Source organism: Nocardioides lacusdianchii, assembly GCF_020102855.1.
GTDB lineage: Bacteria > Actinomycetota > Actinomycetes > Propionibacteriales > Nocardioidaceae > Nocardioides > Nocardioides lacusdianchii.
This window is the reverse complement of record NZ_JADHZD010000002.1, coordinates 299,025-319,511: the sequence shown is the minus strand read 5'-3', so window position 1 is coordinate 319,511 and position 20,487 is coordinate 299,025. Positions and strand designations below refer to the sequence as shown.

25 protein-coding genes are annotated in these 20,487 nt (G+C 72.6%); 15 read left to right on the top strand and 10 right to left on the bottom strand.

Annotated elements, in window-relative coordinates; translation table 11 throughout:
- Window positions 1–46: 46 nt before the first annotated feature.
- On the bottom strand, window positions 47–541 hold the full coding sequence (locus IRX98_RS04205) for a nucleoside deaminase (RefSeq protein WP_224274102.1): 495 nt from the start codon (window positions 539–541) through the stop codon (window positions 47–49).
- A gap of 56 nt (window positions 542–597) precedes the next feature.
- Between IRX98_RS04205 and IRX98_RS04200 the strand changes: the two genes are divergently transcribed.
- On the top strand, window positions 598–1,746 hold the full coding sequence (locus tag IRX98_RS04200; RefSeq protein WP_224274099.1) for a PQQ-dependent sugar dehydrogenase: 1,149 nt from the start codon (window positions 598–600) through the stop codon (window positions 1,744–1,746).
- Window positions 1,747–1,750: 4 nt separating this feature from the next.
- Here the strand turns inward: IRX98_RS04200 and IRX98_RS04195 are convergent, their stop codons facing one another.
- The 8 genes from IRX98_RS04195 to IRX98_RS04160 all read right to left on the bottom strand — a co-directional run bounded on the left by IRX98_RS04195 (window position 1,751) and on the right by IRX98_RS04160 (window position 7,483).
- Complete coding sequence (locus tag IRX98_RS04195; RefSeq protein ID WP_224274097.1) at window positions 1,751–2,974, bottom strand: glycoside hydrolase family 16 protein; 1,224 nt, start codon at window positions 2,972–2,974, stop codon at window positions 1,751–1,753.
- Window positions 2,975–3,081: 107 nt separating this feature from the next.
- Window positions 3,082–3,675, bottom strand: a complete 594-nt coding sequence (locus IRX98_RS04190; protein ID WP_224274095.1) for a calcium-binding protein — start codon at window positions 3,673–3,675, stop codon at window positions 3,082–3,084.
- Window positions 3,676–3,749: 74 nt separating this feature from the next.
- Window positions 3,750–5,033, bottom strand: coding sequence for an RNA polymerase sigma factor (locus IRX98_RS04185; RefSeq protein ID WP_224274092.1), 1,284 nt, complete (start codon window positions 5,031–5,033; stop codon window positions 3,750–3,752).
- Window positions 5,034–5,056: 23 nt separating this feature from the next.
- Complete coding sequence (locus IRX98_RS04180) at window positions 5,057–5,419, bottom strand: YciI family protein (protein ID WP_224274090.1); 363 nt, start codon at window positions 5,417–5,419, stop codon at window positions 5,057–5,059.
- Between the two features lie 113 nt (window positions 5,420–5,532).
- Complete coding sequence (locus IRX98_RS04175) at window positions 5,533–6,075, bottom strand: hypothetical protein (RefSeq protein WP_224274088.1); 543 nt, start codon at window positions 6,073–6,075, stop codon at window positions 5,533–5,535.
- Between the two features lie 50 nt (window positions 6,076–6,125).
- Complete coding sequence (locus IRX98_RS04170) at window positions 6,126–6,317, bottom strand: hypothetical protein (RefSeq protein WP_224274086.1); 192 nt, start codon at window positions 6,315–6,317, stop codon at window positions 6,126–6,128.
- A gap of 64 nt (window positions 6,318–6,381) precedes the next feature.
- Entirely contained in the window at window positions 6,382–6,630 is a 249-nt protein-coding gene (locus IRX98_RS04165) for a PspC domain-containing protein (RefSeq protein ID WP_224274083.1), read from the bottom strand.
- Window positions 6,631–6,730: 100 nt separating this feature from the next.
- The gene (locus IRX98_RS04160) at window positions 6,731–7,483 is read right to left on the bottom strand and encodes a YqjF family protein (RefSeq protein WP_224274081.1); all 753 of its coding nucleotides are present in this window, start codon (window positions 7,481–7,483) and stop codon (window positions 6,731–6,733) included.
- Between the two features lie 136 nt (window positions 7,484–7,619).
- Between IRX98_RS04160 and IRX98_RS04155 the strand changes: the two genes are divergently transcribed.
- From IRX98_RS04155 to IRX98_RS04125, 7 genes are read left to right on the top strand one after another with little or no spacing between them, the layout of a single operon-like run.
- Window positions 7,620–8,075, top strand: a complete 456-nt coding sequence (locus IRX98_RS04155; protein WP_224274078.1) for a WXG100 family type VII secretion target — start codon at window positions 7,620–7,622, stop codon at window positions 8,073–8,075.
- Window positions 8,072–9,010, top strand: coding sequence for a hypothetical protein (locus IRX98_RS04150; RefSeq protein ID WP_224274076.1), 939 nt, complete (start codon window positions 8,072–8,074; stop codon window positions 9,008–9,010). The genes IRX98_RS04155 and IRX98_RS04150 overlap by 4 nt, the downstream gene beginning before the upstream one ends.
- Window positions 9,007–10,437 carry a PGAP1-like alpha/beta domain-containing protein gene (locus tag IRX98_RS23330; RefSeq protein WP_224274074.1) on the top strand — a complete coding sequence of 477 codons (1,431 nt, stop codon included), beginning with the start codon at window positions 9,007–9,009 and terminating at the stop codon, window positions 10,435–10,437. Before IRX98_RS04150 ends, IRX98_RS23330 begins: the two co-directional genes overlap by 4 nt.
- A 56-nt stretch (window positions 10,438–10,493) precedes the next feature.
- Window positions 10,494–11,420, top strand: a complete 927-nt coding sequence (locus tag IRX98_RS04140) for an ABC transporter ATP-binding protein (RefSeq protein ID WP_224274072.1) — start codon at window positions 10,494–10,496, stop codon at window positions 11,418–11,420.
- Window positions 11,420–12,247 (top strand): ABC transporter permease, encoded by an 828-nt coding sequence (locus IRX98_RS04135; RefSeq protein ID WP_224274070.1) that lies wholly within the window; start codon window positions 11,420–11,422, stop codon window positions 12,245–12,247. Before IRX98_RS04140 ends, IRX98_RS04135 begins: the two co-directional genes overlap by 1 nt.
- A 10-nt stretch (window positions 12,248–12,257) precedes the next feature.
- Window positions 12,258–13,049, top strand: coding sequence for an ABC transporter permease (locus IRX98_RS04130; RefSeq protein WP_224274067.1), 792 nt, complete (start codon window positions 12,258–12,260; stop codon window positions 13,047–13,049).
- A 43-nt stretch (window positions 13,050–13,092) separates the two neighbouring features.
- Entirely contained in the window at window positions 13,093–14,709 is a 1,617-nt protein-coding gene (locus IRX98_RS04125; protein ID WP_224274065.1) for an AMP-binding protein, read from the top strand.
- Between the two features lies 1 nt (window position 14,710).
- Here IRX98_RS04125 and IRX98_RS04120 read toward each other — a convergent pair whose 3' ends face one another.
- Window positions 14,711–15,193, bottom strand: coding sequence for a GNAT family N-acetyltransferase (locus IRX98_RS04120; RefSeq protein ID WP_224274063.1), 483 nt, complete (start codon window positions 15,191–15,193; stop codon window positions 14,711–14,713).
- A 43-nt stretch (window positions 15,194–15,236) separates the two neighbouring features.
- Here IRX98_RS04120 and IRX98_RS04115 point away from each other — a divergent pair, with 43 nt between their 5' ends.
- From IRX98_RS04115 to IRX98_RS04085, 7 genes are all read left to right on the top strand, one after another.
- Complete coding sequence (locus IRX98_RS04115) at window positions 15,237–15,773, top strand: DinB family protein (RefSeq protein WP_224274061.1); 537 nt, start codon at window positions 15,237–15,239, stop codon at window positions 15,771–15,773.
- Window positions 15,774–15,775: 2 nt separating this feature from the next.
- Window positions 15,776–16,393, top strand: a complete 618-nt coding sequence (locus IRX98_RS04110; protein ID WP_224274059.1) for a class I SAM-dependent methyltransferase — start codon at window positions 15,776–15,778, stop codon at window positions 16,391–16,393.
- Window positions 16,390–16,584, top strand: coding sequence for a DUF3046 domain-containing protein (locus IRX98_RS04105; RefSeq protein WP_224274057.1), 195 nt, complete (start codon window positions 16,390–16,392; stop codon window positions 16,582–16,584). The genes IRX98_RS04110 and IRX98_RS04105 overlap by 4 nt, the downstream gene beginning before the upstream one ends.
- Window positions 16,581–17,834, top strand: coding sequence for an MFS transporter (locus IRX98_RS04100; RefSeq protein ID WP_224274055.1), 1,254 nt, complete (start codon window positions 16,581–16,583; stop codon window positions 17,832–17,834). The genes IRX98_RS04105 and IRX98_RS04100 overlap by 4 nt, the downstream gene beginning before the upstream one ends.
- A gap of 207 nt (window positions 17,835–18,041) precedes the next feature.
- Window positions 18,042–19,094 (top strand): recombinase RecA, encoded by a 1,053-nt coding sequence (gene recA, locus IRX98_RS04095; RefSeq protein ID WP_207085144.1) that lies wholly within the window; start codon window positions 18,042–18,044, stop codon window positions 19,092–19,094.
- Between the two features lie 174 nt (window positions 19,095–19,268).
- Window positions 19,269–19,943, top strand: coding sequence for a regulatory protein RecX (locus tag IRX98_RS04090; RefSeq protein ID WP_224274052.1), 675 nt, complete (start codon window positions 19,269–19,271; stop codon window positions 19,941–19,943).
- Between the two features lie 44 nt (window positions 19,944–19,987).
- On the top strand, window positions 19,988–20,476 hold the full coding sequence (locus IRX98_RS04085) for a phosphoribosyltransferase (protein WP_224274050.1): 489 nt from the start codon (window positions 19,988–19,990) through the stop codon (window positions 20,474–20,476).
- Window positions 20,477–20,487 lie beyond the last annotated feature (11 nt).

The following is a 20,487-nucleotide window of genomic DNA, read 5'->3' as shown; positions in this document are numbered from 1 at the left end:
TACCGTGGCGGTGGGTGCCGGCCCACCTCATCGGGTGGCGGGACCGTCAGGCGGGTCGGCTCGCGCTGCGTCGGTGCAGCTCGCGCAGCTCCTCGGCCAGCCCGGGCGCCGGGCCCACCACGGGCAGGTCCGGCGCGACGGCGTTGATCGCCAGCGGCAGCACCGGGCCGGGCGCCAGCCCCCACTCGCGGCGCCACTCGACGAGCTGCGCGGTCGACCCGGCGTACACGATCCGCCCCAGGCCGACCCAGGCGTGGCCGGCCGCGCACATCGGGCAGTGCTCGCCGGAGGTGTAGACCGTGCAGTCCGCGCGCAGCTGCGGAGCGACGTGCGCGGCGGCCCAGCGGGCCAGGTCGAGCTCGGGGTGGCGGGTCTGGTCACCGGCACCGGTGCGGTTGCGCTCCTCGGCCAGCACCCCGCCGTCCGGGCCCACCAGCACGGAGCCGAACGGCTCGTCGCCGGCCTCGAGCGCCTCGCGGGCGAGGTCGACGCAGCGGCGCAGGTGCGTCAGGTCGGCGGGGGAGAGGTCGGTGGGTTCCATCCGCCGACCCTAGGACGTACGCCGCCGGGGTTGGCCGCTGCGCGCACGATGGACGCATGAAGTCAGCGCCCCTCGCCCTCGCCGCACTCGTCGTTGCGCTCACCGCAGGGTGCTCCGCCGACAGCGCCTCCTCGGGCGCGCTCGGCCCGGTGACCGCGGCCGACGACGAGGGATGGCCGTTCGCGGTCGAGGAGGTCGACCGCTTCGACGAGCCCTGGGCGATGGCCTTCCTGCCCGACGGGGACCTGCTGCTCACCGAGCGCACCGGCACGCTGCACCTGCGCGACGCCGACACCGGCGAGCGGGTCGAGGTCGCGGGCACACCCGAGGTCGTCGACGCGGGTCAGGGCGGGCTCGGCGACGTGCTGCCGGGGCCGACGTACGCCGAGGACGGGCTGGTCTACCTCAGCTGGGCCGAGGCCGGCGACGGGGGAGTCGGCGCCGCGGTCGGCCGCGCCCGCCTGGAGACCGGCGGCGCGCCGGCCCTCACCGACCTCGAGGTCATCTGGCGCCAGACCCCGAAGACCGACGGCGACGGCCACTTCAGCCACCGGCTGGCGTTCTCGCCCGACGGTGAGCACCTCTTCGTCTCCTCCGGCGACCGCCAGCTCAAGGACCCGGCCCAGGACACCACCAACACGCTCGGCTCCATCGTGCGGCTGACCCTCGACGGCGAGCCCGCGCCGGGCAACCCGATGGCAGACGAGGGTGGTGTGACGGCGGAGATCTGGAGCTGGGGTCACCGCAACCCGCTCGGCCTCGAGTTCGCGCCCGACGGCACGCTCTGGTCCTCGGAGATGGGGCCCGAGGGCGGCGACGAGCTCAACCTCGTCGAGGCGGGCGCCAACTACGGCTGGCCCGAGGCGTCCGACGGCAGCGACTACGGCGGCGGCGAGATCCCCGACCACGCCGAGGGGGACGGGTACGCCGCCCCGGTGCGGTCGTGGACGCCGAGCATCTCTCCGGGCAGCCTGTTGATCTACTCGGGCGAGATGTTCCCCGACTGGCAGGGCGATGCCTTCCTCGGCGCCCTCTCCGGCGAGGCGCTGGTGCGCGTCGACCTCGAGGAGCAGCGCGCCGCCGACACCGAGGTCTACGACCTCGGGGAGCGGGTCCGGGCGGTCGAGCAGGGGCCGGACGGCGCGATCTGGCTGCTCGAGGACGAGGGCGCCGGGAGGCTGCTGCGGCTGACGCCTGCGAGCTGACGCGTCACGGCTCGGGCGTTTCCCACACCCGCACCCAGTCGACGTACATGTGCTGGGGCAGGCGGCTGCCCTGGATCTTGGGGATCTCGTAGTCGGCGGCGATGAGGCTCAGGATGGGGAACTGGCGCACGTCGGAGATGCCCACGCGCATCCGGCGGGTCTCCTTGCCGTCGATGCGGAAGACGACCGTGCGCGGCGTCCACTCGACCGAGAAGACGTGGTAGTTCTTCGACCAGCCGTCGCGCCTGCCGTGGAGGTAGGAGCGCGAGTTCGGGATCCAGCCGCCCGAGGAGACGCGGCCGCGGGCGTCGTAGCGGTGCATGAAGGTGGCCAGTCCGCCCTGCGGGTGGCGGTCGCCGAAGTACTCCACGACGTCGATCTCCGCGCCCGTGGACGCGGGGTGCATGCCGTCGGCCGGCTGGAGCCAGAAGGCGCCGTGCTGCCCGCGCAGGCGGTGGAACTTCACCCGGGCGGCGGCGTGGCCGTAGCGGAACGAGTAGGCGCCCTGGGTGCCGATGTGGCCGTTGAGGCGGTAGGCGTACTTTCCGGGCACCGCGTCGCGACCGCGGATGCGGCACTTCTTCGTCGTGTCGGGGTCCTTGATGACGCTGAGGCGCGCGGCCCCACCGCCGACGGTGACGGCGCGCGGGTCGCCCTTGGAGCACGAGCGGCGGGCGGTCTTCACGTACTCCCGGCCGCGGTGGTTCCACACCGGGTCGAGCTGGTCGCCGGAGAACTCGTCGGTCCACGACGCGCGCTGCCAGCGGGCGGTGCTCACCGGGGCGCTCGTGACCTTGCGGAGGCCGCGGAACGGCAGGGCCTTGACCCGGTAGGTCAGCGCTCCCTTCCCGTCGGTGGACGCGGCGGCGAACTGCGCCCGGCCGCGACGGTCCTGCCGTGCGGTGGCGACCACGGACCACATGTCGTCCTGCTGGACCTGGAGCTCGAACCGGCGGCCCACCCGCACGGGGCGCAGCGTCGCGGTGAGCGCGGCGCGCGCTGCGTCCGGGCTGGCCACGCCGCGGCCGTGCTGGACGATCGGGGGGAGCGCCTCGAGCTTGACCCACTGGCGCTTGGCCTTCTTCACCGCGACGTTGGCCGCGGGCTCGGACGGGGGCGCCGGCTCCGAGGCCGAGCCGGTCGCCGAACCGGCGAGCAGGGAGGCGGGGAGGAGCAGCGCGAGGGCGCCGCGGGTGAGGAGGCGTCGGGCAGGCAGACGGGCAGACATGGGTGGCCTTGCGTTCGGGTCGGGCCGTCATGACGTGCGCCGAGCGAGTGGGTGTCGTACGGCGGTGTGACGCCGCACGTGCCCGACAAGTTGTCGGCCGTCCTGGGTCAGCGGGCCTCGCTCACCTGCTCGCACCCGACGAGCACGTCGAGCGGGTCGAGGCCGCCCTCGCCGTCGACCTCGAAGTAGGTGACCGAGTCGGTGCCGTCGCCGCAGTCGATGGTGTCGACCACCCCGTCGTCGATCGTCTTCAGCTCGTCGTCGCCGGTGCCGGCGAAGACCCGGTCCTGACCGCCGGTCACGCCGAGGAAGTCGTCGCCCGGGCCGGCACGCAGCAGGTCGTTGCCCGGCTCGGCGCTCAGCTCGGTGATCACGCCGTCGGTGAGGGAGTCGGCACCGGCGCCACCGCGCAGGCGGTCGCCACCGGGTCCGCCGGAGAGTACGTCGCGCCCGGTGCCGCCGACGAGCAGGTCTCGGCCGCCGTCGCCGAAGACCATGTCCGCGTCCGGTCCGCCGCGCAGCACATCGGGCCCGCTGCGGCCCTGCAGCACATCACGGCCACCGAGTCCCCGGATGACGTCGGCACGCGACGTGCCGGTCAACCGGTCGTTCCCGCCGGTGCCGTCGATCACGGCCGCGACTGCGGGTGCCGCGGCGAGGGACAGGGACAGGGCCAGACCTGCGATCGTCAGGTGCCGCACGGGCATCGCCTCCTCAGGCTCTCCTGCATCGTGGCACCCGCAGACGGGCTGCGACAGGGCCGAAGGTCTCGGGGTCAGCGAGCCACGCGCGCGTTCTCGGCCGCCCGCCGCTCGAGCACGGTGCGCTCGCCGGCGTTGCGGGTACGGCCAGCGGCCTCCGCGAAGGCGGCAGCAGCCTCGTCGTGCCGGCCGGCGCGCTCGAGCAGGTCGCCGCGCACGCTCGGCACGAGGGCCGAGTCGCCGAGGGCGTCGGGTGCCACGGCGTCGAGCACGGCGAGGCCCGCCTCCGGGCCGTGCGCCCGCCCGTAGGCGACCGCACGGTTGACCTCGACGACCGGACCGGGCGCGGCCTGCGCCAGGACGTCGTACAGGGCAGCGATGCGCCGCCAGTCGGTGTCCTCGGCGCGGGCGGCGAGAGCGTGCTGCGCGGCGATCGAGGCCTGGAGGAAGTAGCGGCTGACGGGCGCCCCACGCGAGGCGAGGTCCTCCGCGGCGCGCAGGGCAGCCAGCCCGCGGCGGATCATCAGGCGGTCCCACCGGCTGCGGTCCTGCGACTCCAGCAGGACGGGTACGCCGTCGTCGTCGAGGCGGGCGGCGGTCCGCGAGCCCTGGATCTCGAGCAGCGCCTGGAGCCCCAGCACCTCCGGCTCGTCGGGGGCCAGGGTCGACAGCATCCGCGCCAGCCGGACGGCCTCCGCGGCGAGGTCGGGGCGCATCCACTCGTCGCCGGCGGTGGCGGTGTAGCCCTCGTTGAAGATCAGGTAGACCACGGCCATCACGTCGTCGAGGCGCGCCGTGCGCTCGTCCCCGGTCGGCAGCTCGAAGTCGGCGCGGGCGGACGACAGGGTCTTCTTGGCCCGCGAGATCCGCTGGCCCATCGTCGACTCGCTGGTCAGGAAGCCGCGGGCGATCTCGGCGGTGGTGAGGCCACCGACGAGACGCAGGGTCAGCGCGGCCCGCGACTCCGGGGTGAGAGAGGGGTGGCAGGAGAGGAAGACCAGGCGCAGGACGTCGTCCTCGATGTGGTCGACCTGGTCGTCGAGGTCGGGCACCTGCGCCTCCTCTCCTCTGCTGCCGCCCTCGATCTCCGCGACCTTGCGGCGCAGCGTCTCGGCGCGCCGGAAGTGGTCGACGGCGCGCCGCTTCGCGGTGGTCATCAGCCACGCGGTCGGGTTGTCCGGCACGCCGGTGGCCGGCCACTGCTCCAGCGCGGCCACGAGTGCGTCCTGTGCGAGGTCGGCGGCGAGCTCGACGTCGCGGGTCATCCGGGTGAGGGCGCCGACGAGGCGGGCCGAGTCGGCCCGCCACGCGGCGTGGACGGCCTCGGTCGGGTCGTCCGTCCTGAAGGGTGCCGGCACGCGGCCAGCGTAGTGAGGCTGCGTCAGTCGCCCGGCGTCTCGGGGCCGCCCGAGACCTGGCGCAGCGTCGCGACCACGGTCGCCTCGGGCCAGTGCTTGGCGTGGAGCTCGGCGAACTCCCGCTGGTCGGCCACGGCCTCCTCGACGGTGGCGTACTCGAGCAGCGACCAGCCGCCGACGACCTCCTTGCCCTCGGCGTAGGGCCCGTCGACGCGGCTCACCTCGCCGGAGCGGACGACGAAGTTGACGGCGTCCTCGGTCCCGAAGAGGCCACCACCGTCGATGAAGCGGCCGTCGGCGGCGCGCTCGCCGATGTAGGTGTCCATCGCGTCGAACAACGACTGCGGCGGCATGCCGATGTTCTCCTCCATTCGGACGAATCCCATGAAACGCGGCATCGTGATCACTCCTGTGGGTGTGGGCTGAGCGGGTTGTCGCACGTACGTCGAACGGCGCAGGCGCCTTTCGACATCGCCGGTCGAGAAATCCTGCGACAGGTCTAGCGCACCTCGGCGGCGGAGCGGTCCGCCGTGCCGCGGACGAGGGCGAGGTGCCCGCCGAGCAGCCCGGCTCCCGCCATGGCCACGTGCCCGGCGACGGCCAGGCGTGCACCGGTCTTGTGCCGTCCGCGCAGCCGCGCGATGAGCGATCCGACGAAGAAGAAGGTTGCCACGTCCGTGCCGAGGGCGTGGACCGCGCCGATGCGGCGGTCGCTGCCCGACATCGTCGCCCAGTCGCCGGCGCCCGCGATCGCCGTCGGACCGGACGCCACGAGACCGCTCGCCACCAGCAGGGCGGCGCTGCGCTGACCCCCCGGCCCGCCCAGGGCGTCGAGGACCGACGCGCCGAGCCAGCACCCGAGGGTGACGTCGGTCAGCGGTGGGTGCACCGAGTGGCCGAGCCGGTCGGTGTGCAGCGGGCTGCGTACGGCCCAGTCGAGGAGCGGGCGGTAGAGCGCTTCCTGCGCACCGGCGACCCGCTCCGCGACCGGGCTCTCGCCCACGGTCCGGAACAGCCGCTGTGCCACAGGTGATGAGGACACATCCAGCACGGTACGCCGATCGTGCGGGAGCGGCCAGAGGGTCCGGGTGCTCAGCGCATGGAGCGACGCGGCCTGGTGGTCGCGATGGAGTGCAGGACCGCGTCACGTCGGATCGCGCGGACCTCGTCGAGCTTCACCCGGCAGGACGCGCAGCGGTCACGGTCGCGGCAGCAGTGCGCGTCGCGCACCTCGGCCTCGAGCTGGTCGGCGTACGCACTGCGACGCCAGATGGTGTGCATCATCGGTCCCTCCCCAGGGTGATCCCGTCGAGTCTGTCGGCCTGCTGCGGCTCCGGCATCGGCAGGACTACCGATCTCTGGTGCTGCCGACGGTCGCGACGACGCTGTCGTCGGCGGGCATCACGAACCAGAGGACGGGATAGACGAGGAGCTGGCTGCCGGGCAGCACCATCAGCAGCACCACGAACAGCAGCCGCGCGATCCACGGCGTGAGACCGAGCCGGCGACCGAGGCCGGCGCAGACGCCGCCCAGGATCCCGCTGTCGCTGGACCGCACGAGGCCCTGGCGGGCGAAGGCGGATCGGATGTCGTCCATGGTGTGTCCTCCGGAGGTCGGCTGGTGCCTCCAGCCTGCTGCGACCCGCGCCGCACCACCATCGGGATCAGCCCCGGTCCGACCCTGAGGCGGACCCGGGTCAGGCGCGCGGGCGCCGGGCGTCGCCGGGCAGGCCGAACTCGGTGAACACACCCGGGCTGAAGCCGACGTGGTCGGGCGGTCGCGAGGCCAGTCCCGGCAGGCCCACCGACGCCATCAGGCCGTCGTCGAGCGCGAGCACCTCGGCGTCGTGCACCGGCCAGGGCTCGTGCTGGTTGGGGACGTAGAGGGTCCGGCCCCACCAACGCTGGTGCAGGCCCCACCTGGCACTGAGGAAGTCGTCGAGCGGCGTGCTCTCGCGGCGCGCCCCGGCGCGGACCACGAGGCGGCTCGACCCGCGCGCGCCGGGGTGGCGCAGGCGGGCGTCGTAGGTGTGCACGTCGCCGTCGTGCCGGTGGCGCATCCGCGCCCAGCGGTAGGGCAGGCCGAAGGCCGCGCGAGCACCCAGCACGACGCCGGCGCGGTCGGTGTCGAGGCTGAGGAAGACGATCCCGCGCCGACCGGTCTCGTCGACGGAGTAGAGGCGCACGTTGGTCTCGAGGAACGTGCCCAGCCACGGCACGCCCGGACCGCGCGCGACACCTGCCCCCACCATCCGGAAGGGGATCAGGCCGACGTAGGTGGCGCCGTCGAGGGTGTCGGGGCGGACGCCCGGGGGCATGCGGTGCGCGACCAGCGCCGGGTCGACAGCCCAGTGCAGGAAGGTCAGGTCGCGCCAGTGCTGGGTCATCATCACCCGGCCGTGCAGCGCCGGCGGGTGCGACGAGACGGGCTCGACGACGCGGTCGTTCACCCCTCCACAGTAGGCAGGCGCGCGAAGGCGTCCGGGAGCCTTGTCCACAGCTCGCCCGCGCCCTCGTTTGGTGCGGTGCCGCCTCGGGCATCGGACCTGTGGCGCACCACGGCGCCGCGGGGGCGAGGAGAGACAGATGTACGGAGACACGGGGGTGATCCGGCGCCTGGCCCAGCAGGTGGGCGAGCAGGGCGCCGAGATCCGAAGGGGCGCGGACCGGCTGGTCGGCGCGTCCGAGCTGGTCGTGTGGGAGGGCCGGGCCGCGCAGGCGATGCGCGAGCGGATGACGGAGCGGGCGGTCGCGCTGCGGCGCACGGCCGACGAGCACGACGACGCCGCACGGGCGCTGCGCCGCCATGCCGACGAGGTCGACCGGCTGAAGGACCTGATCCGCGAGATCGCCCGGCGGGTGCAGGGCCTCGTCGAGGGCGCGTGCGCACGACTCGCGAGCCTGGCCGACACGGCGCTCGACCGGGTCCGGGACCTGGCCCCGGACCCGGCCGACCAGCTGCTGGCGAGCTTCCGGCCGCCGCCCGACGGCCACCGCGACTGGCTCGACGTGCCCGACCGGCTGTCCGGGGGCGTGCGATGAACGCGATCCTGCTCGACGCCCGGGGCGACGCGGTCGAGAAGCAGACGGTCACCCCGCGACGCGTACGCCTCACCCGCGCTGCTGTCGACCGGCTGGCCGAGCTCACCGGGGTGCCGTCCCCGTTCGCGTCGGTGCCTGCGCCGGTGGGGGGAGCGGCCGGCGACCTGGTGGGTCGGCTCGGCGACGACGTCCCCGCGCCGGCGGTGCCGGTGGCCGACCTCGACGAGGCGCTCGTGGCCGCCAGCCTCGTCGCGGACGGCGTACCCACCGACGATGGGCGCGCGGTCCTCGCGGTGTGGCACGCCCCGGCGCTCGCCGTGGAGCTCGAGGTGCTGGTCCGCCTGCGCCGCGGTACGGTCCGCGTCCGCAGCTGGCACCGCAACCTCGACGACTGGGTCGTGTGCCTCTCGACCGGCGACGGTCTCGCCTTCGAGCTGGCCTGGCTCGCCGCCGAGGACTGGTGGCTCGAGCTCGGTCGGGCCGCCCACGTGGACCTCGCCATGCTGCGGGAGAGCACCTGTGCCGCTCCGCTGCCCGCCGTGGTCGAGACCCCGTGGGAGCTCCTGCTCGCCACCGGCGAGGCGGTCCGACGGCACCGCACCGAGCTCCTCGACGTGATGGTCGCCGACCACACCGGGACGACGCTCGCGGGGGACTCGCCCGGCATGCTGGAGACCGCTGCCGACACCGACGTACGCCTCTGGCACGAGCAGCTCGAGTCCGACTCACGCGGTCGGTTGCACGCCGCCGTGATGGGGCGGGACCGGCGGGGGCGCCCGGGCGTCGGGATCGTGGAGTGGGTGCTCCTGGGCGACGGCTGGCGCTCGCTCACACCCGTCACCCGCGACGGCTGGACGATGGTCCGCATCCAGCGCCGCAGCGTCGTCGACCTGCCGCGCGAGCTGGCCGTGCGTGCCGCCGAGGTCACCTCGTGAGCAGCGGCATCCTGCCTCCGGTCGAGTCGGTGACAGGAGGCTCCCACGGCGTGGAGGCGGGCTACGAGCAGATGCTGGGCCTCGCGGCACGCTACGAGCAGCACGCCGGTGACCTCGTCGAGATGGCTGGCCTCGGAGTGCGGGTCGTGGCCGACGGCGACCTGCTCGAGTCGGCGGTGCTGTCGCCGCTGTCCTTCGCCGACGCCGAGGTCCAGGTGCTCGGCGCCACCGCCGGCACCGACGGCTTGGCAGTGCGCGCCGTGGGCATCGAGGCCGACGCGCTCGGCGTACGCGCTGTGGTGGCGGCCTTCCGGGCGAGCGACGCGCTGTCGCGTCACGCCGGCGAGGCGATCGACCACACGCTCGGGCGGGTGGTGCTGACCGGGACCGTGACGGCCCTCCCCATGCTGCTGGTCGCGGGAGGAGTCGGACACGCGTGCTGGTCGTCGCTGACACCGGAGGAGCAGCAGGCGCTCGAGCAGCGCCTCACCGACGGGCTCGGGGCGCTGCTCCACGAGCACCCCGGTCTGGCGCAGCACCTGCTCAACAGCGGGGGAGGGCTGGTCGGGTCGCTCGTGCCGGGGCTGGGGCTGCTCGACCCGGGCGACGGGCCGGTCGGCCAGCCCACCACCAACGACGCGGCACGTCTGATGGCGCTGCTGCTCGGCGACGACACCGACTACTCGGTCGCCCGCGTCACCGACGTCGAGGGCGGTGCCCGCGAGGTGCTCCCGGACAGCCTCCGGGCGCTGGTCGAGCAGCTCGCCGCCACCAACGACCTCGACGCCGGTCCGCACACCGAGGCGCTGCATGGGGCGATCCAGGTCCAGCAGGTGGGGGAGGAGCGCTACGTCGTCTACCTGCCCGGCACCGACGACATGCGACCGGTGCCTTCCGGCGCGCTGGTGCGCGACATGGAGACCAACTACCAGCTGATCGGCGGCACGGACAGCGCCTACGGTCGTGGCATCCGGGCGGCGATGCTCGACGCCGGCCTCGACGGCAAGGCCGTGACGCTGGTGGGCCACTCCCAGGGCGGGATGGTGGCGACGTCGCTGGCGGCCGACCCCGACTTCACCCGCCACTTCGACGTCGAGCACGTCGTGACCGCGGGGTCACCGACCGCGCAGGTCGCGCAGCTCCCGGACGGCACCCACGCCCTGCACCTCGAGAACCGGGGTGACGCGGTGCCGCTCCTCGACGGCGAGGACAACCCCGACCAGCCGCACCGGACGACCGTGCTCTTCGACGACGGCACCCACCGGATCGTGGACAACCACGACCTCGACCGCTACGCCGCAGGTGCCGCCGCGGCCGAGGCGTCGGGCCACGGCTCGGTCCGGGACCAGGTCGCGCGGATGCACCAGGACGGCTACCTCGGGAACGGGCCGTCAGGACCGGTCTCGACCTATGTCATCACCCGGTGAGACCGGCCGCGTGGTCGTTGGCGTGTTGTCCGCGCTCTCCTCTAGTGTCGGCCGATGTGACGGACTCCATGATCTCGGCACGGGGACTCCGCAAGTCGTTCGGTGACTTCGAGGCAGTGAAGGGCATCGACGTCGACGTGCGACGTGGTGAGGCCTTCGGCTTCCTCGGCCCCAACGGCGCCGGCAAGTCGAGCACGATGCGCATGATCGCCTCGGTCAGCCCGGTGTCGTCCGGGGAGCTGCGGATCCTCGGCATGGACCCTGCGACCGACGGCCCGGCCATCCGCGGACGTCTCGGCGTGTGCCCGCAGGAGGACACCCTCGACAACGAGCTCAACGTCTTCGACAACCTCTACATCTACGGCCGCTACTTCGGCATCGACCGCGCGACCTGCCGCGACCGCGCCCACGAGCTGCTGGAGTTCGCGCAGATCACCGACAAGGCCAAGGCCAAGGTCGAGAGCCTCTCGGGTGGCATGAAGCGGCGCCTCACCATCGCGCGGAGCCTGATCAACAGCCCCGACCTCCTGCTCCTCGACGAGCCCACGACCGGCCTCGACCCCCAGGCCCGGCACGTCCTGTGGGACCAGCTCTTCCGGCTCAAGCAGGCCGGGGTCACGCTCGTGATCACCACCCACTACATGGACGAGGCCGAGCAGCTCTGCGATCGGCTCGTCGTCATGGACAAGGGGCTCATCGCCGCAGAGGGGTCCCCGCGCGAGCTCATCGACGCCCACTCCACCCGCGAGGTCGCCGAGCTGCGCTTCGGCGTCGGCGAGCACGAGGCGCTCGCGGACAAGGTCGAGGACCTCGGCGAGCGCGTCGAGGTGCTGCCCGATCGCCTCCTGGTCTACAGCGACCACGGCGAGGAGGTCGTCACCGCCGTCCTCGAGCGCGGGCTCCACCCGATCGCGACGCTGGTGCGCCGCTCCACCCTCGAGGACGTCTTCCTGCGCCTCACCGGCCGGAGCCTGGCCGACTGATGGCCACGACCGACGCACGTCCCACCACCCGCCCGAGCGGCGCCCTCTCGGTCCGCGAGGGCATCGCGCGGCAGTACGACTACTGGCTCACCGTCTACAAGCGCACCTGGCGCGGGGGAGTGGCCAACTCCTTCGTCACGCCGCTGTTCTACGTCCTCGCAATGGGCGTCCTGCTCGGCGGCTTCATCGAGGGCGACCCCGACCGCCTCGAGGGCGCCACCTCCTACCTCGCCTTCATCGTGCCCGGGCTCGTCGCGGCGCACGCCATGACGATCGCGGTCAGCGAGACGACGTACCCCGTGATGGGGGCCATCAAGTGGCACAAGACGTTCTTCGCCCAGCTCGCCACGCCGCTGGCGGTGCGCGACCTGGTCAACGCCTTCCTGTGCTTCGTGGTCTTCCGGATCGCCTCGGCGTGCGCGGTCTTCATGCTCGTGCTGGCACCCTTCGGCGTCTTCGAGACCTGGTGGGGCCCGGTCCTCGCGTGGGTCTCGCAGGTGCTCGTCGGCAGCGCCTTCGCCACCCTCGCCTTCGGGTTCTCCGCTCGGCTGAAGTCCGAGGAGGGCTTCGGCCTGCTCTTCCGACTCGGGGTGCTGCCGCTGACGCTCTTCTCCGGTGCGTTCTTCCCCATCGCCAACCTCGGTCCGGTGCTGGAGTGGGCGGCCCGGCTGACTCCGCTGTGGCACGGCGTCTCGCTGTCGCGGATGCTGTGCCTCGACACCGTCGACTGGTCCCTGGCCGCCCTCAACGCCGGAGTCCTCGTGCTGCTGTGCGTCGTCGGCTGGCGCTGGGCCGTCACCGGCCTCGACAAGCGGCTGGAGGTCTGAGGTGGCGCTCGTGACCGGGATCCCCGCACCCCTGACGCCGGTGGGCGCCGCGCGGCTGCTCGTGCTGCGCAACTTCATCGTCTACAAGTCGGCGTGGAAGCTCTTCCTCACCGGCTTCCTCGAGCCGGTCCTCTACCTCTTCTCCATCGGCATCGGCGTCGGCCAGCTCATCGACGGCTTCGAGTTCCACGGCGAGCAGGTGCCCTACGCCACCTTCGTCGCGCCCGCCATGCTTGCCACCTCGGCCTTCAACGGTGCGCTGCTCGACTCGACCTTCAACGTGTTCTTCAAGCTCAAGTACGAGAAGCTCTACGACCAGATGCTGGCCACGCCGCTCTCCACCGGCGACATCGCCCGCGGCGAGATCGCGTGGGGCCTGATGCGCGGCTCGGTCTACTCCGCGGCCTTCCTGCTGGTCATGGTCGCGATGGGCCTGGTCGAGTCGTGGTGGGCGGTGCTGGCGCTGCCGGCGACCGTGCTGATCGCCTTCGCCTTCTCGGCCGTGTGCATGGCGCTGACGACGTGGATGAAGAGCTGGCAGGACTTCGACAAGATCACCCTCGCCCAGATGCCGCTCTTCCTCTTCTCGGCGACCTTCTTCCCGGTCGAGGCCTTCGGCAACGGCGTGCTCCGATGGATCGTGGAGGCCACGCCGCTCTACCGCGGCGTCGTGCTGTGCCGCGAGCTCACCACCGGCGTCGTGACCTGGGAGTCGGCGGTGTCGGTCGTCTACCTCGTCGTGATGGGCGTCGTCGGCCTGCTCGTCGTGCGCCGTCGCCTCGACACGCTGCTGCTGACCTGAGACCTCTGGTGACGCACCGGACACGCGTCGTAGGTTGCCGGGCATGGATTCCTACGCCCAGGGAGAGACCACGCCGGCGCTGCTGGAGGAGACGATCGGCGCCAGCCTCGCGCGGACCGTGGCGGCGTACGCCGACCGCGAGGCGCTCGTCGAGTGCGCCAGCGGGCGTCGCTGGACGTGGGCCGAGCTCGACCGGGACGTCGCCGCCCTCGCGCGCGGCCTGATCGGCGCGGGCGTCGAGGCCGGGGACCGGGTCGGCATCTGGGGTCCGAACAGCGCCGCGTGGACGCTGGTGCAGCTCGCCACGGCGCGGGTCGGCGCGATCCTGGTCAACGTCAACCCGTCCTACCGCACCCACGAGTTTTCCTACGCCGTCAACCAGAGCGGCATGCGGATGCTGGTGAGCGCGACGTCGTTCCGCACCAGCGACTACCGCGCGATGGTCGAGGAGACGGCCGAGCACAACCCGACCCTCGAGCGGGTCGTGCTCCTCGACGACGCCGACAGCTGGGCGGGCCTGGTCGCCGACGGCGAGGGCGTCAGCGACGACGACCTTGCCGCGCGCGAGGCCGGGCTGCGGCCCGACGACGCGATCAACATCCAGTACACCTCCGGCACGACCGGCTACCCCAAGGGCGCCACGCTCAGCCACCGCAACATCCTCAACAACGGCTACCTCGTCGGCGAGGTCTGCGGCTACTCCGAGGCCGACCGGGTCTGCATCCCGGTGCCCTTCTACCACTGCTTCGGGATGGTGATGGGCAACCTGGCCTGCGTCACGCACGGCGCGACCATGGTCATCCCGGCGCCGGGCTTCGACCCGGCCCTGACGCTGCGGGCGGTCTCGCAGGAGGGGTGCACATCGCTCTACGGAGTGCCGACGATGTTCATCGCGGAGTGGGCGCTGCCGGACCTGGCGTCCTACGACCTCTCGAGCGTGCGCACCGGCATCATGGCCGGCTCGCCGTGCCCCGAGGAGATGATGAAGAAGCTCATCAGCGCCGGGATCGACGAGATGACGATCGCCTACGGGATGACCGAGACGTCGCCGGTCTCCACCCACACCCGGCGCGACGACTCCCTCGAGCGCAAGGTGGGCACCGTCGGCCGCGTGTGCCCGCACCTGGAGATCAAGATCGTCGACCCGGTCAGCGGCGACACCGTGCCGCGGGGCGAGGCGGGTGAGTTCTGCACCCGCGGCTACTCGGTGATGCTCGGCTACTGGCAGGACGAGGAGAAGACGCGCGAGGCCGTCGACGCCGACGGGTGGATGCACACCGGCGACCTCGGCGTGATGGACGAGGAGGGCTACGTCCGGATCACGGGTCGCATCAAGGACATGGTGATCCGCGGCGGGGAGAACATCTACCCCCGCGAGATCGAGGAGTTCCTCTACACCCACCCCGACATCGAGGACGTCCAGGTCGTCGGGGTGCCGGACGCGAAGTACGGCGAGGAGCTGTGCGCCTGGCTCCGGATGCGCCCGGGCACCGAGCCGCTCGGTGCCGACGGGGTCCGCGCCTACGCCAGCGGGCGGCTCGCGCACTACAAGATCCCCCGCTACGTCATGGTCGTCGAGGAGTTCCCGATGACCGTGACCGGCAAGGTCCGCAAGGTCGAGATGCGCGAGGTGTCGACGCGCGAGCTCGGCCTGGCCTGACTCAGGCCAGCACCTTCTGCAGCCAGGTGATGTCGATCCACCGGTCGTGCTTGCGTCCCACCTCGCGCATCGTGCCGACCTCGGTGAAGCCGCACGCGCGGTGCAGCGCGAGGCTGCCGGGGTTGGGCTGGGCGACGGCGGCCACGACGACGTGCACGCGGTCGTCGGCGAGCAGCGCCAGCAGGGCGTCGTACATCCGGCGGCCGGTGCCGAGTCCCTGGTGGCCCGGCGCGACGTAGACCGTGGTCTCGCGGGTGTGAAGGTAGGCCGGCTTGGCCCGGTAGGGCATCGAGGTGGCGTAGGCGATGACCGTCCCCTCGTGCTCGGCGACGAGGAACCGGTCGTCTGTCGCCCCCAGCCTCTCCTCCCACGTGCTCATCGGGCGGGGCTCGACGTCGAAGGTCGCATGGCCCTCCAGCGCCTCGCGGCCGTAGATGGCGGCGACCTCGGGCAGGTCGGCAGCATGTGCGCGACGGATGTCCATTCCGCCGATTGTCCACTGTCGCCGGACTGGTTGGATGGCGGGCATGAGCGCTGCGCCCGACGCGATCGTCCCGGACACCAAGGACTGGACGTGGGTCCTCGAGCGGCCCTGCCCGGAGTGCGGGTTCGACCCGGCTGCGCAGTCGCTGGACGCCCTGCCGGCGCGGATCCACGACACCGCGATGGCGTGGTCGAAGGTGCTCGCGCGCAGCGACGTCGGCGTACGACCCTCGCCGGCCGTGTGGTCGCCGCTGGAGTACGCCTGCCACGTCCGTGACGTGCACATGGTCTTCGCCGAGCGGGTCCGGCTGATGCTGGAGGTCGACGAGCCGGCCTTCGCCAACTGGGACCAGGACGCGACCGCGATCGAGAGCGACTACGGCAGCCAGGACCCCGCCGAGGTGGCGGTCGGGCTGATCGAGGCCGCCGGCACCGTCGCCGGTCTCTACGCCACGGTCACGGACGCCACGAGGGACCGCCGTGGGCACAGGTCCGACGGCTCCGTCTTCACCGTCGAGTCCCTCGGCAGCTACCACCTGCACGACGTCGTCCACCACCTCCACGACGTCGGTGCGGGATGACCGTGGACGAGACCGTCCAGTCCTACGACCGCGACGCAGCAGCGTACGTCGCCAGCACGGCCACGATGACGGACGCGGTCCGCGCGCGGGTCGAGGCGCTCGCCGCCCACGCCGGGCCGGGTGCCCGGGTGCTCGAGATCGGCTCCGGCGGCGGTCGCGACGCGCTCGCGATGGAGGGGCTGGGGCTCCACGTGCGCCGCACCGACATCACACCCGGGTTCGTCGAGCTGCTGCGCGCCGAGGGCCACCAGTGCGACCTCGTCGACCCGCTCGTCGACGACCTCGCCTCTCCTGAGGGTGCCTACGACGCAGTGTGGGCGAACGCCTCGCTGCTGCACGTCGCACGGCAGGACCTGCCGATCGTGCTCGCCCGCCTGGCGTCGGTGACGCGTGCCGGAGGCCTGCTCCTCGTCGCGGTGAAGGAGGGTGACGGCGACGGCTGGTCCACCCACGGGTCGATCAGCAGCCCGCGTCACTTCACCTACTGGCGCGCCGGCGCGCTCCGCGACGCCGTGGCCGGGGCCGGGTGGACCGACGTCGCGGTCCGGTCGGGCATCGCAGGCCACCGGGGGGAGTCGTGGCTCGAGGTGTCGGCGGTCCGTGATTCGGTGTCCCCATGAGGCACACCGAGTTCTGGGCGCGGCTCGACCACGCGCTGGGGCGCAGCTACTCCCGCACGTGGGCCGAGCTCACGGTCGTGCGCGACCTCGACGGACGCACGACCCAGGAGGCCCTCGACGCGGGAGTGCCGCCCAAGCAGGTGTGGGCCGCGGTCTGGCGCCAGCTCGAGCTCCCGGACACCGAGCGGTGAGCAGCGAGGTCGGCGCTGTCCTCGACGTCGCGCAGGTCCAGCGCCACACCGTCCGCACGCTCGTCGTCTCCCAGGCGGTCGGCGCGGTCGGTGTCACCATCGGCGTGGCCACCGCGTCCCTGCTCGCGCGTGACATCTCCGGCAGCGAGACGCTCGCCGGGCTCGCCCAGACCTTCCAGGTCCTTGGCACGGCCGCAGCGGCGTACGTCCTCGCAAGGGTGATGCGCCGACGCGGACGCCGCATCGGCATCGTGCTCGGCTACCTCGCGGGAGCCACCGGGGCGCTGCTCGCCGTGCTGGCGGGCGTCGTCGACTCGATGGCGGTCCTGCTCGTCGGTGCCGTGCTGCTCGGGGCGACGACGGCGGTGAACAGCAGCTCGCGCTACGCCGCGACCGACCTCGCGACCGAGGCGCACCGGGCCCGCGCGCTGTCGGTGGTCGTGTGGGCCACGACGATCGGCGCCGTCGCGGGGCCCAACCTGGTGGGCGTCGGCGGCACGGTCGCCCGTCCGCTCGGCATCCCGGAGCTCACCGGCGGCTTCGCGATCGGCTCGGTCGTCCTCGTGCTGGCGGCGCTGTGGGTCTGGGTGCGGCTGCGTCCCGACCCGCTCCTGCTGGCCCAGGAGGCGGCCGGGGTCGTGCCGGACGACGCGCCGCACGTGCGGGGCCGGTCGTGGGCTGCCTTCACCACGGTCGTGCGCGACGTGCCGGCCGTCGGCGCCGCCGTCGTCGCGATGGCGTGCGCCCACGCGGCCATGGTGACGGTGATGATCATGACGCCGCTCCACATGGAGCACGGCGGGGCGCACCTCGAGGTCATCGGCTTCGTCATCTCGATCCACGTGCTCGGCATGTTCGCCTTCTCGCCCGTCGTCGGCTGGGCGGCGGACCGCTTCGGGCGCTCGCCGGTGCTGGTCGCCGGGGGAGTCGTGCTGCTGGTGTCGCTGGCGCTCTGCGGGCTCTCGCCGGAGGGCTCGTCGTGGCAGATCTTCACCGGGCTGTTCCTGCTGGGGCTCGGCTGGTCGTGCGCGACGGTGGCCGCCTCCACCGTGATCGCGGACCGCACCCCGATCGAGGCACGCACCGACGTGCAGGGCACCTCCGACATGGCCATGGCGCTCACCGCTGCAGGTGGCGGCGCGTTCGCCGGGGTCATCGTGGGGGGACTGGGCTACCCGGCGCTCGCGCTCTTCGCGGCCCTGCTCGCCCTTGCCGTCGTGGTGGCGGGCCGGCTCACCCGGACGCCCTGAGCCCGACCCCGCGTACGGCGCGAACATCTGCGCGACACGCCGCGCCGCACCTGCCATCGAACACGTGTTCGGGCTACTGTTCGTCCACAGGTACGACGTGCGGCGAGGTTGTCCACAGCGTTCGACCGTCCTGATCAGGGACTGTCGGTGGCTCGCCCTAACGTCGGAGAAGTACCGACACACACGACGAGAGAACGGGACACAGCAATGGCTGGTGCAGACCGCGAGAAGGCCCTCGACGCCGCGCTCGCACAGGTGGAGAAGCAGTTCGGCAAGGGCTCGGTCATGCGACTGGGCGACGAGACGCGTGCCCCGCTCGAGGTGATCCCCACCGGGTCGATCGCCCTCGACGTGGCCCTCGGCCTCGGTGGTCTGCCGCGCGGACGCGTGGTCGAGATCTACGGTCCGGAGTCCTCCGGAAAGACGACGGTCGCCCTGCACGCGGTGGCCAGCGCCCAGGCGGCCGGGGGCATCGTCGCCTTCATCGACGCCGAGCACGCGCTCGACCCCGACTACGCCAAGGCCCTCGGCGTCGACACCGACGCCCTCCTGGTCTCCCAGCCCGACTCCGGCGAGCAGGCGCTCGAGATCGCCGACATGCTGATCCGCTCCGGCGCGCTGTCGCTGATCGTCATCGACTCCGTGGCGGCCCTGGTGCCCCGCGCCGAGATCGAGGGCGAGATGGGCGACAGCCACGTCGGCCTCCAGGCCCGACTGATGAGCCAGGCGCTGCGCAAGATGACCGGTGCGCTCAACAACTCCGGCACGACCGCGATCTTCATCAACCAGCTGCGCGAGAAGATCGGCGTCATGTTCGGCTCGCCCGAGACCACGACGGGTGGTCGCGCGCTGAAGTTCTACTCCTCGGTGCGCCTCGACGTGCGGCGCATCGAGACGCTGAAGGACGGCACGGACATGGTCGGCAACCGCACCCGCGTCAAGGTCGTGAAGAACAAGGTGGCCCCGCCGTTCAAGCAGGCGGAGTTCGACATCATGTACGGCAAGGGCATCAGCCGCGAGGGCGGCCTGATCGACGTCGGTGTCGAGGCGGGCATCATCCGCAAGGCCGGCGCCTGGTACACCTACGAGGGCGACCAGCTCGGCCAGGGCAAGGAGAACTCGCGCAACTTCCTCAAGGACAACCCCGACCTCGCCAACGAGATCGAGAAGCTGATCCTGGAGAAGCTGGGCGTCATCCCGGCCGTCGACAAGCCTGCCGACGAGCTGAGTGACGAGCCCATCGGGGTCAATGACTTCTGACCCCGCAGCTGACTCCGAGGGACGAGGAGTCGGCGTGGGCGGGGTCAGGTTGAGCAAGCGATCGGCCGAGCTTGCGAGGCCGATGATGCGTGTCGAAACCCGATGACCATGGATGAGGAACATCGCCCGCCCCCGTCGTGGGTCGGTGACGTCGGACTAGGCGTACGAGCGTGGGTGGGGGAGACCCCATCCACGCCGTCACCGGCGACCGAGCCGGACGAGCGGTCCGGGCCGTCGGGCGGGCGGTCGCGCACGAAGGGTCGCGGCCGTCGCCGCACCCGGACCCGTGCCGAGGCCGAGGAGGCCCGCGCCGCGACCGCCGCCGCCCGTGCTGCGGAGGTGGAGGCCGATCCCGAGGGAGTGGCCCGCACGATCCTGCTCGACGCCCTGACCGGCCAGGCGCGCACCCGCCGCGAGCTAGCGGACAAGCTGGCCAAGCGCGAGGTGCCCGACGACGTGGCCACCGAGCTGCTCGACCGCTTCACCGACGTCGGCCTGATCGACGACGCAGCCTTCGCCTCGGCGTGGGTGGAGAGCCGGCACCGCAGCCGCGGTCTCGCGCCCCGCGCGCTGGCGCAGGAGCTGCGTCGCAAGGGCGTGGACGACGAGGAGGCCAAGGCCGCCCTCGAGCAGATCGACGAGGACGACCAGCGTGCAGCGGCTCGCGCACTGGTGGACCGCAAGATGCGGTCCGTGCGCGGGCTCGACCCGCAGGTCGCCACCCGCCGGCTGGCCGGGATGCTCGCCCGCAAGGGCTACGGCGCAGGGCTGGCGTTCTCGGTGGTCCGCGAGGCGCTGGCCGAGGACGAGGTGGACCTGACCGACCTCGTCGACCACCCCGAGGACTGAGGGCCCTCTTCCGCCGCGGGGCAGGCCTCTGGTGGGATGGGCTCGTGAGCAACGAGCGCGAGGTCCTCACCTACGACCTGTTCGGCACGGCCACCCGCGAGCTGGCGCAGGAGGTGGCCGACTCCGGGTTCGCCCCCGACATGATCCTGTCGATCGCACGCGGGGGTCTCGCGCTCGGCATGGGCCTGGGCTACGCGCTCGGGGTGAAGAACCTGTCGGTGATCAACGTCGAGTTCTACACCGGGGTAGACCAGCGCCTCGACGTGCCGATCATGCTGCCGCCCACCCCCGCGGCGATCGACCTGTCCGGGCTGAAGGTGCTCATCGCCGACGACGTCGCCGACACCGGCCGCACGCTCGAGCTGGTGGCCCAGTTCTGCGACGGCAACGTGGCCGAGGCTCGCACGGTCGTGATCTACGAGAAGCCGCAGTCGGTCATCAAGCCGGACTACAGCTGGCGGGTCACCGAGCAGTGGATCGACTTCCCGTGGTCGGTCCTTCCGCCGGTCGTCCCGGGCGCGCTCGCCCACTGAGCGGCGTACGG

Bases quoted from the DNA above. Each gene is read 5' to 3' on its own strand.
- IRX98_RS04205 (WP_224274102.1), bottom strand. From the start codon at position 541: ATGGAACCCACCGACCTCTCCCCCGCCGACCTGACGCACCTGCGCCGC.
- IRX98_RS04200 (WP_224274099.1), top strand. From the start codon at position 598: ATGAAGTCAGCGCCCCTCGCCCTCGCCGCACTCGTCGTTGCGCTCACC.
- IRX98_RS04195 (WP_224274097.1), bottom strand. From the start codon at position 2,974: ATGTCTGCCCGTCTGCCTGCCCGACGCCTCCTCACCCGCGGCGCCCTC.
- IRX98_RS04180 (WP_224274090.1), bottom strand. From the start codon at position 5,419: ATGGGATTCGTCCGAATGGAGGAGAACATCGGCATGCCGCCGCAGTCG.
- IRX98_RS04170 (WP_224274086.1), bottom strand. From the start codon at position 6,317: ATGATGCACACCATCTGGCGTCGCAGTGCGTACGCCGACCAGCTCGAG.
- IRX98_RS04165 (WP_224274083.1), bottom strand. From the start codon at position 6,630: ATGGACGACATCCGATCCGCCTTCGCCCGCCAGGGCCTCGTGCGGTCC.
- IRX98_RS04155 (WP_224274078.1), top strand. From the start codon at position 7,620: ATGTACGGAGACACGGGGGTGATCCGGCGCCTGGCCCAGCAGGTGGGC.
- IRX98_RS04150 (WP_224274076.1), top strand. From the start codon at position 8,072: ATGAACGCGATCCTGCTCGACGCCCGGGGCGACGCGGTCGAGAAGCAG.
- IRX98_RS04135 (WP_224274070.1), top strand. From the start codon at position 11,420: ATGGCCACGACCGACGCACGTCCCACCACCCGCCCGAGCGGCGCCCTC.
- IRX98_RS04125 (WP_224274065.1), top strand. From the start codon at position 13,093: ATGGATTCCTACGCCCAGGGAGAGACCACGCCGGCGCTGCTGGAGGAG.
- IRX98_RS04120 (WP_224274063.1), bottom strand. From the start codon at position 15,193: ATGGACATCCGTCGCGCACATGCTGCCGACCTGCCCGAGGTCGCCGCC.
- IRX98_RS04115 (WP_224274061.1), top strand. From the start codon at position 15,237: ATGAGCGCTGCGCCCGACGCGATCGTCCCGGACACCAAGGACTGGACG.
- IRX98_RS04105 (WP_224274057.1), top strand. From the start codon at position 16,390: ATGAGGCACACCGAGTTCTGGGCGCGGCTCGACCACGCGCTGGGGCGC.
- recA (WP_207085144.1), top strand. From the start codon at position 18,042: ATGGCTGGTGCAGACCGCGAGAAGGCCCTCGACGCCGCGCTCGCACAG.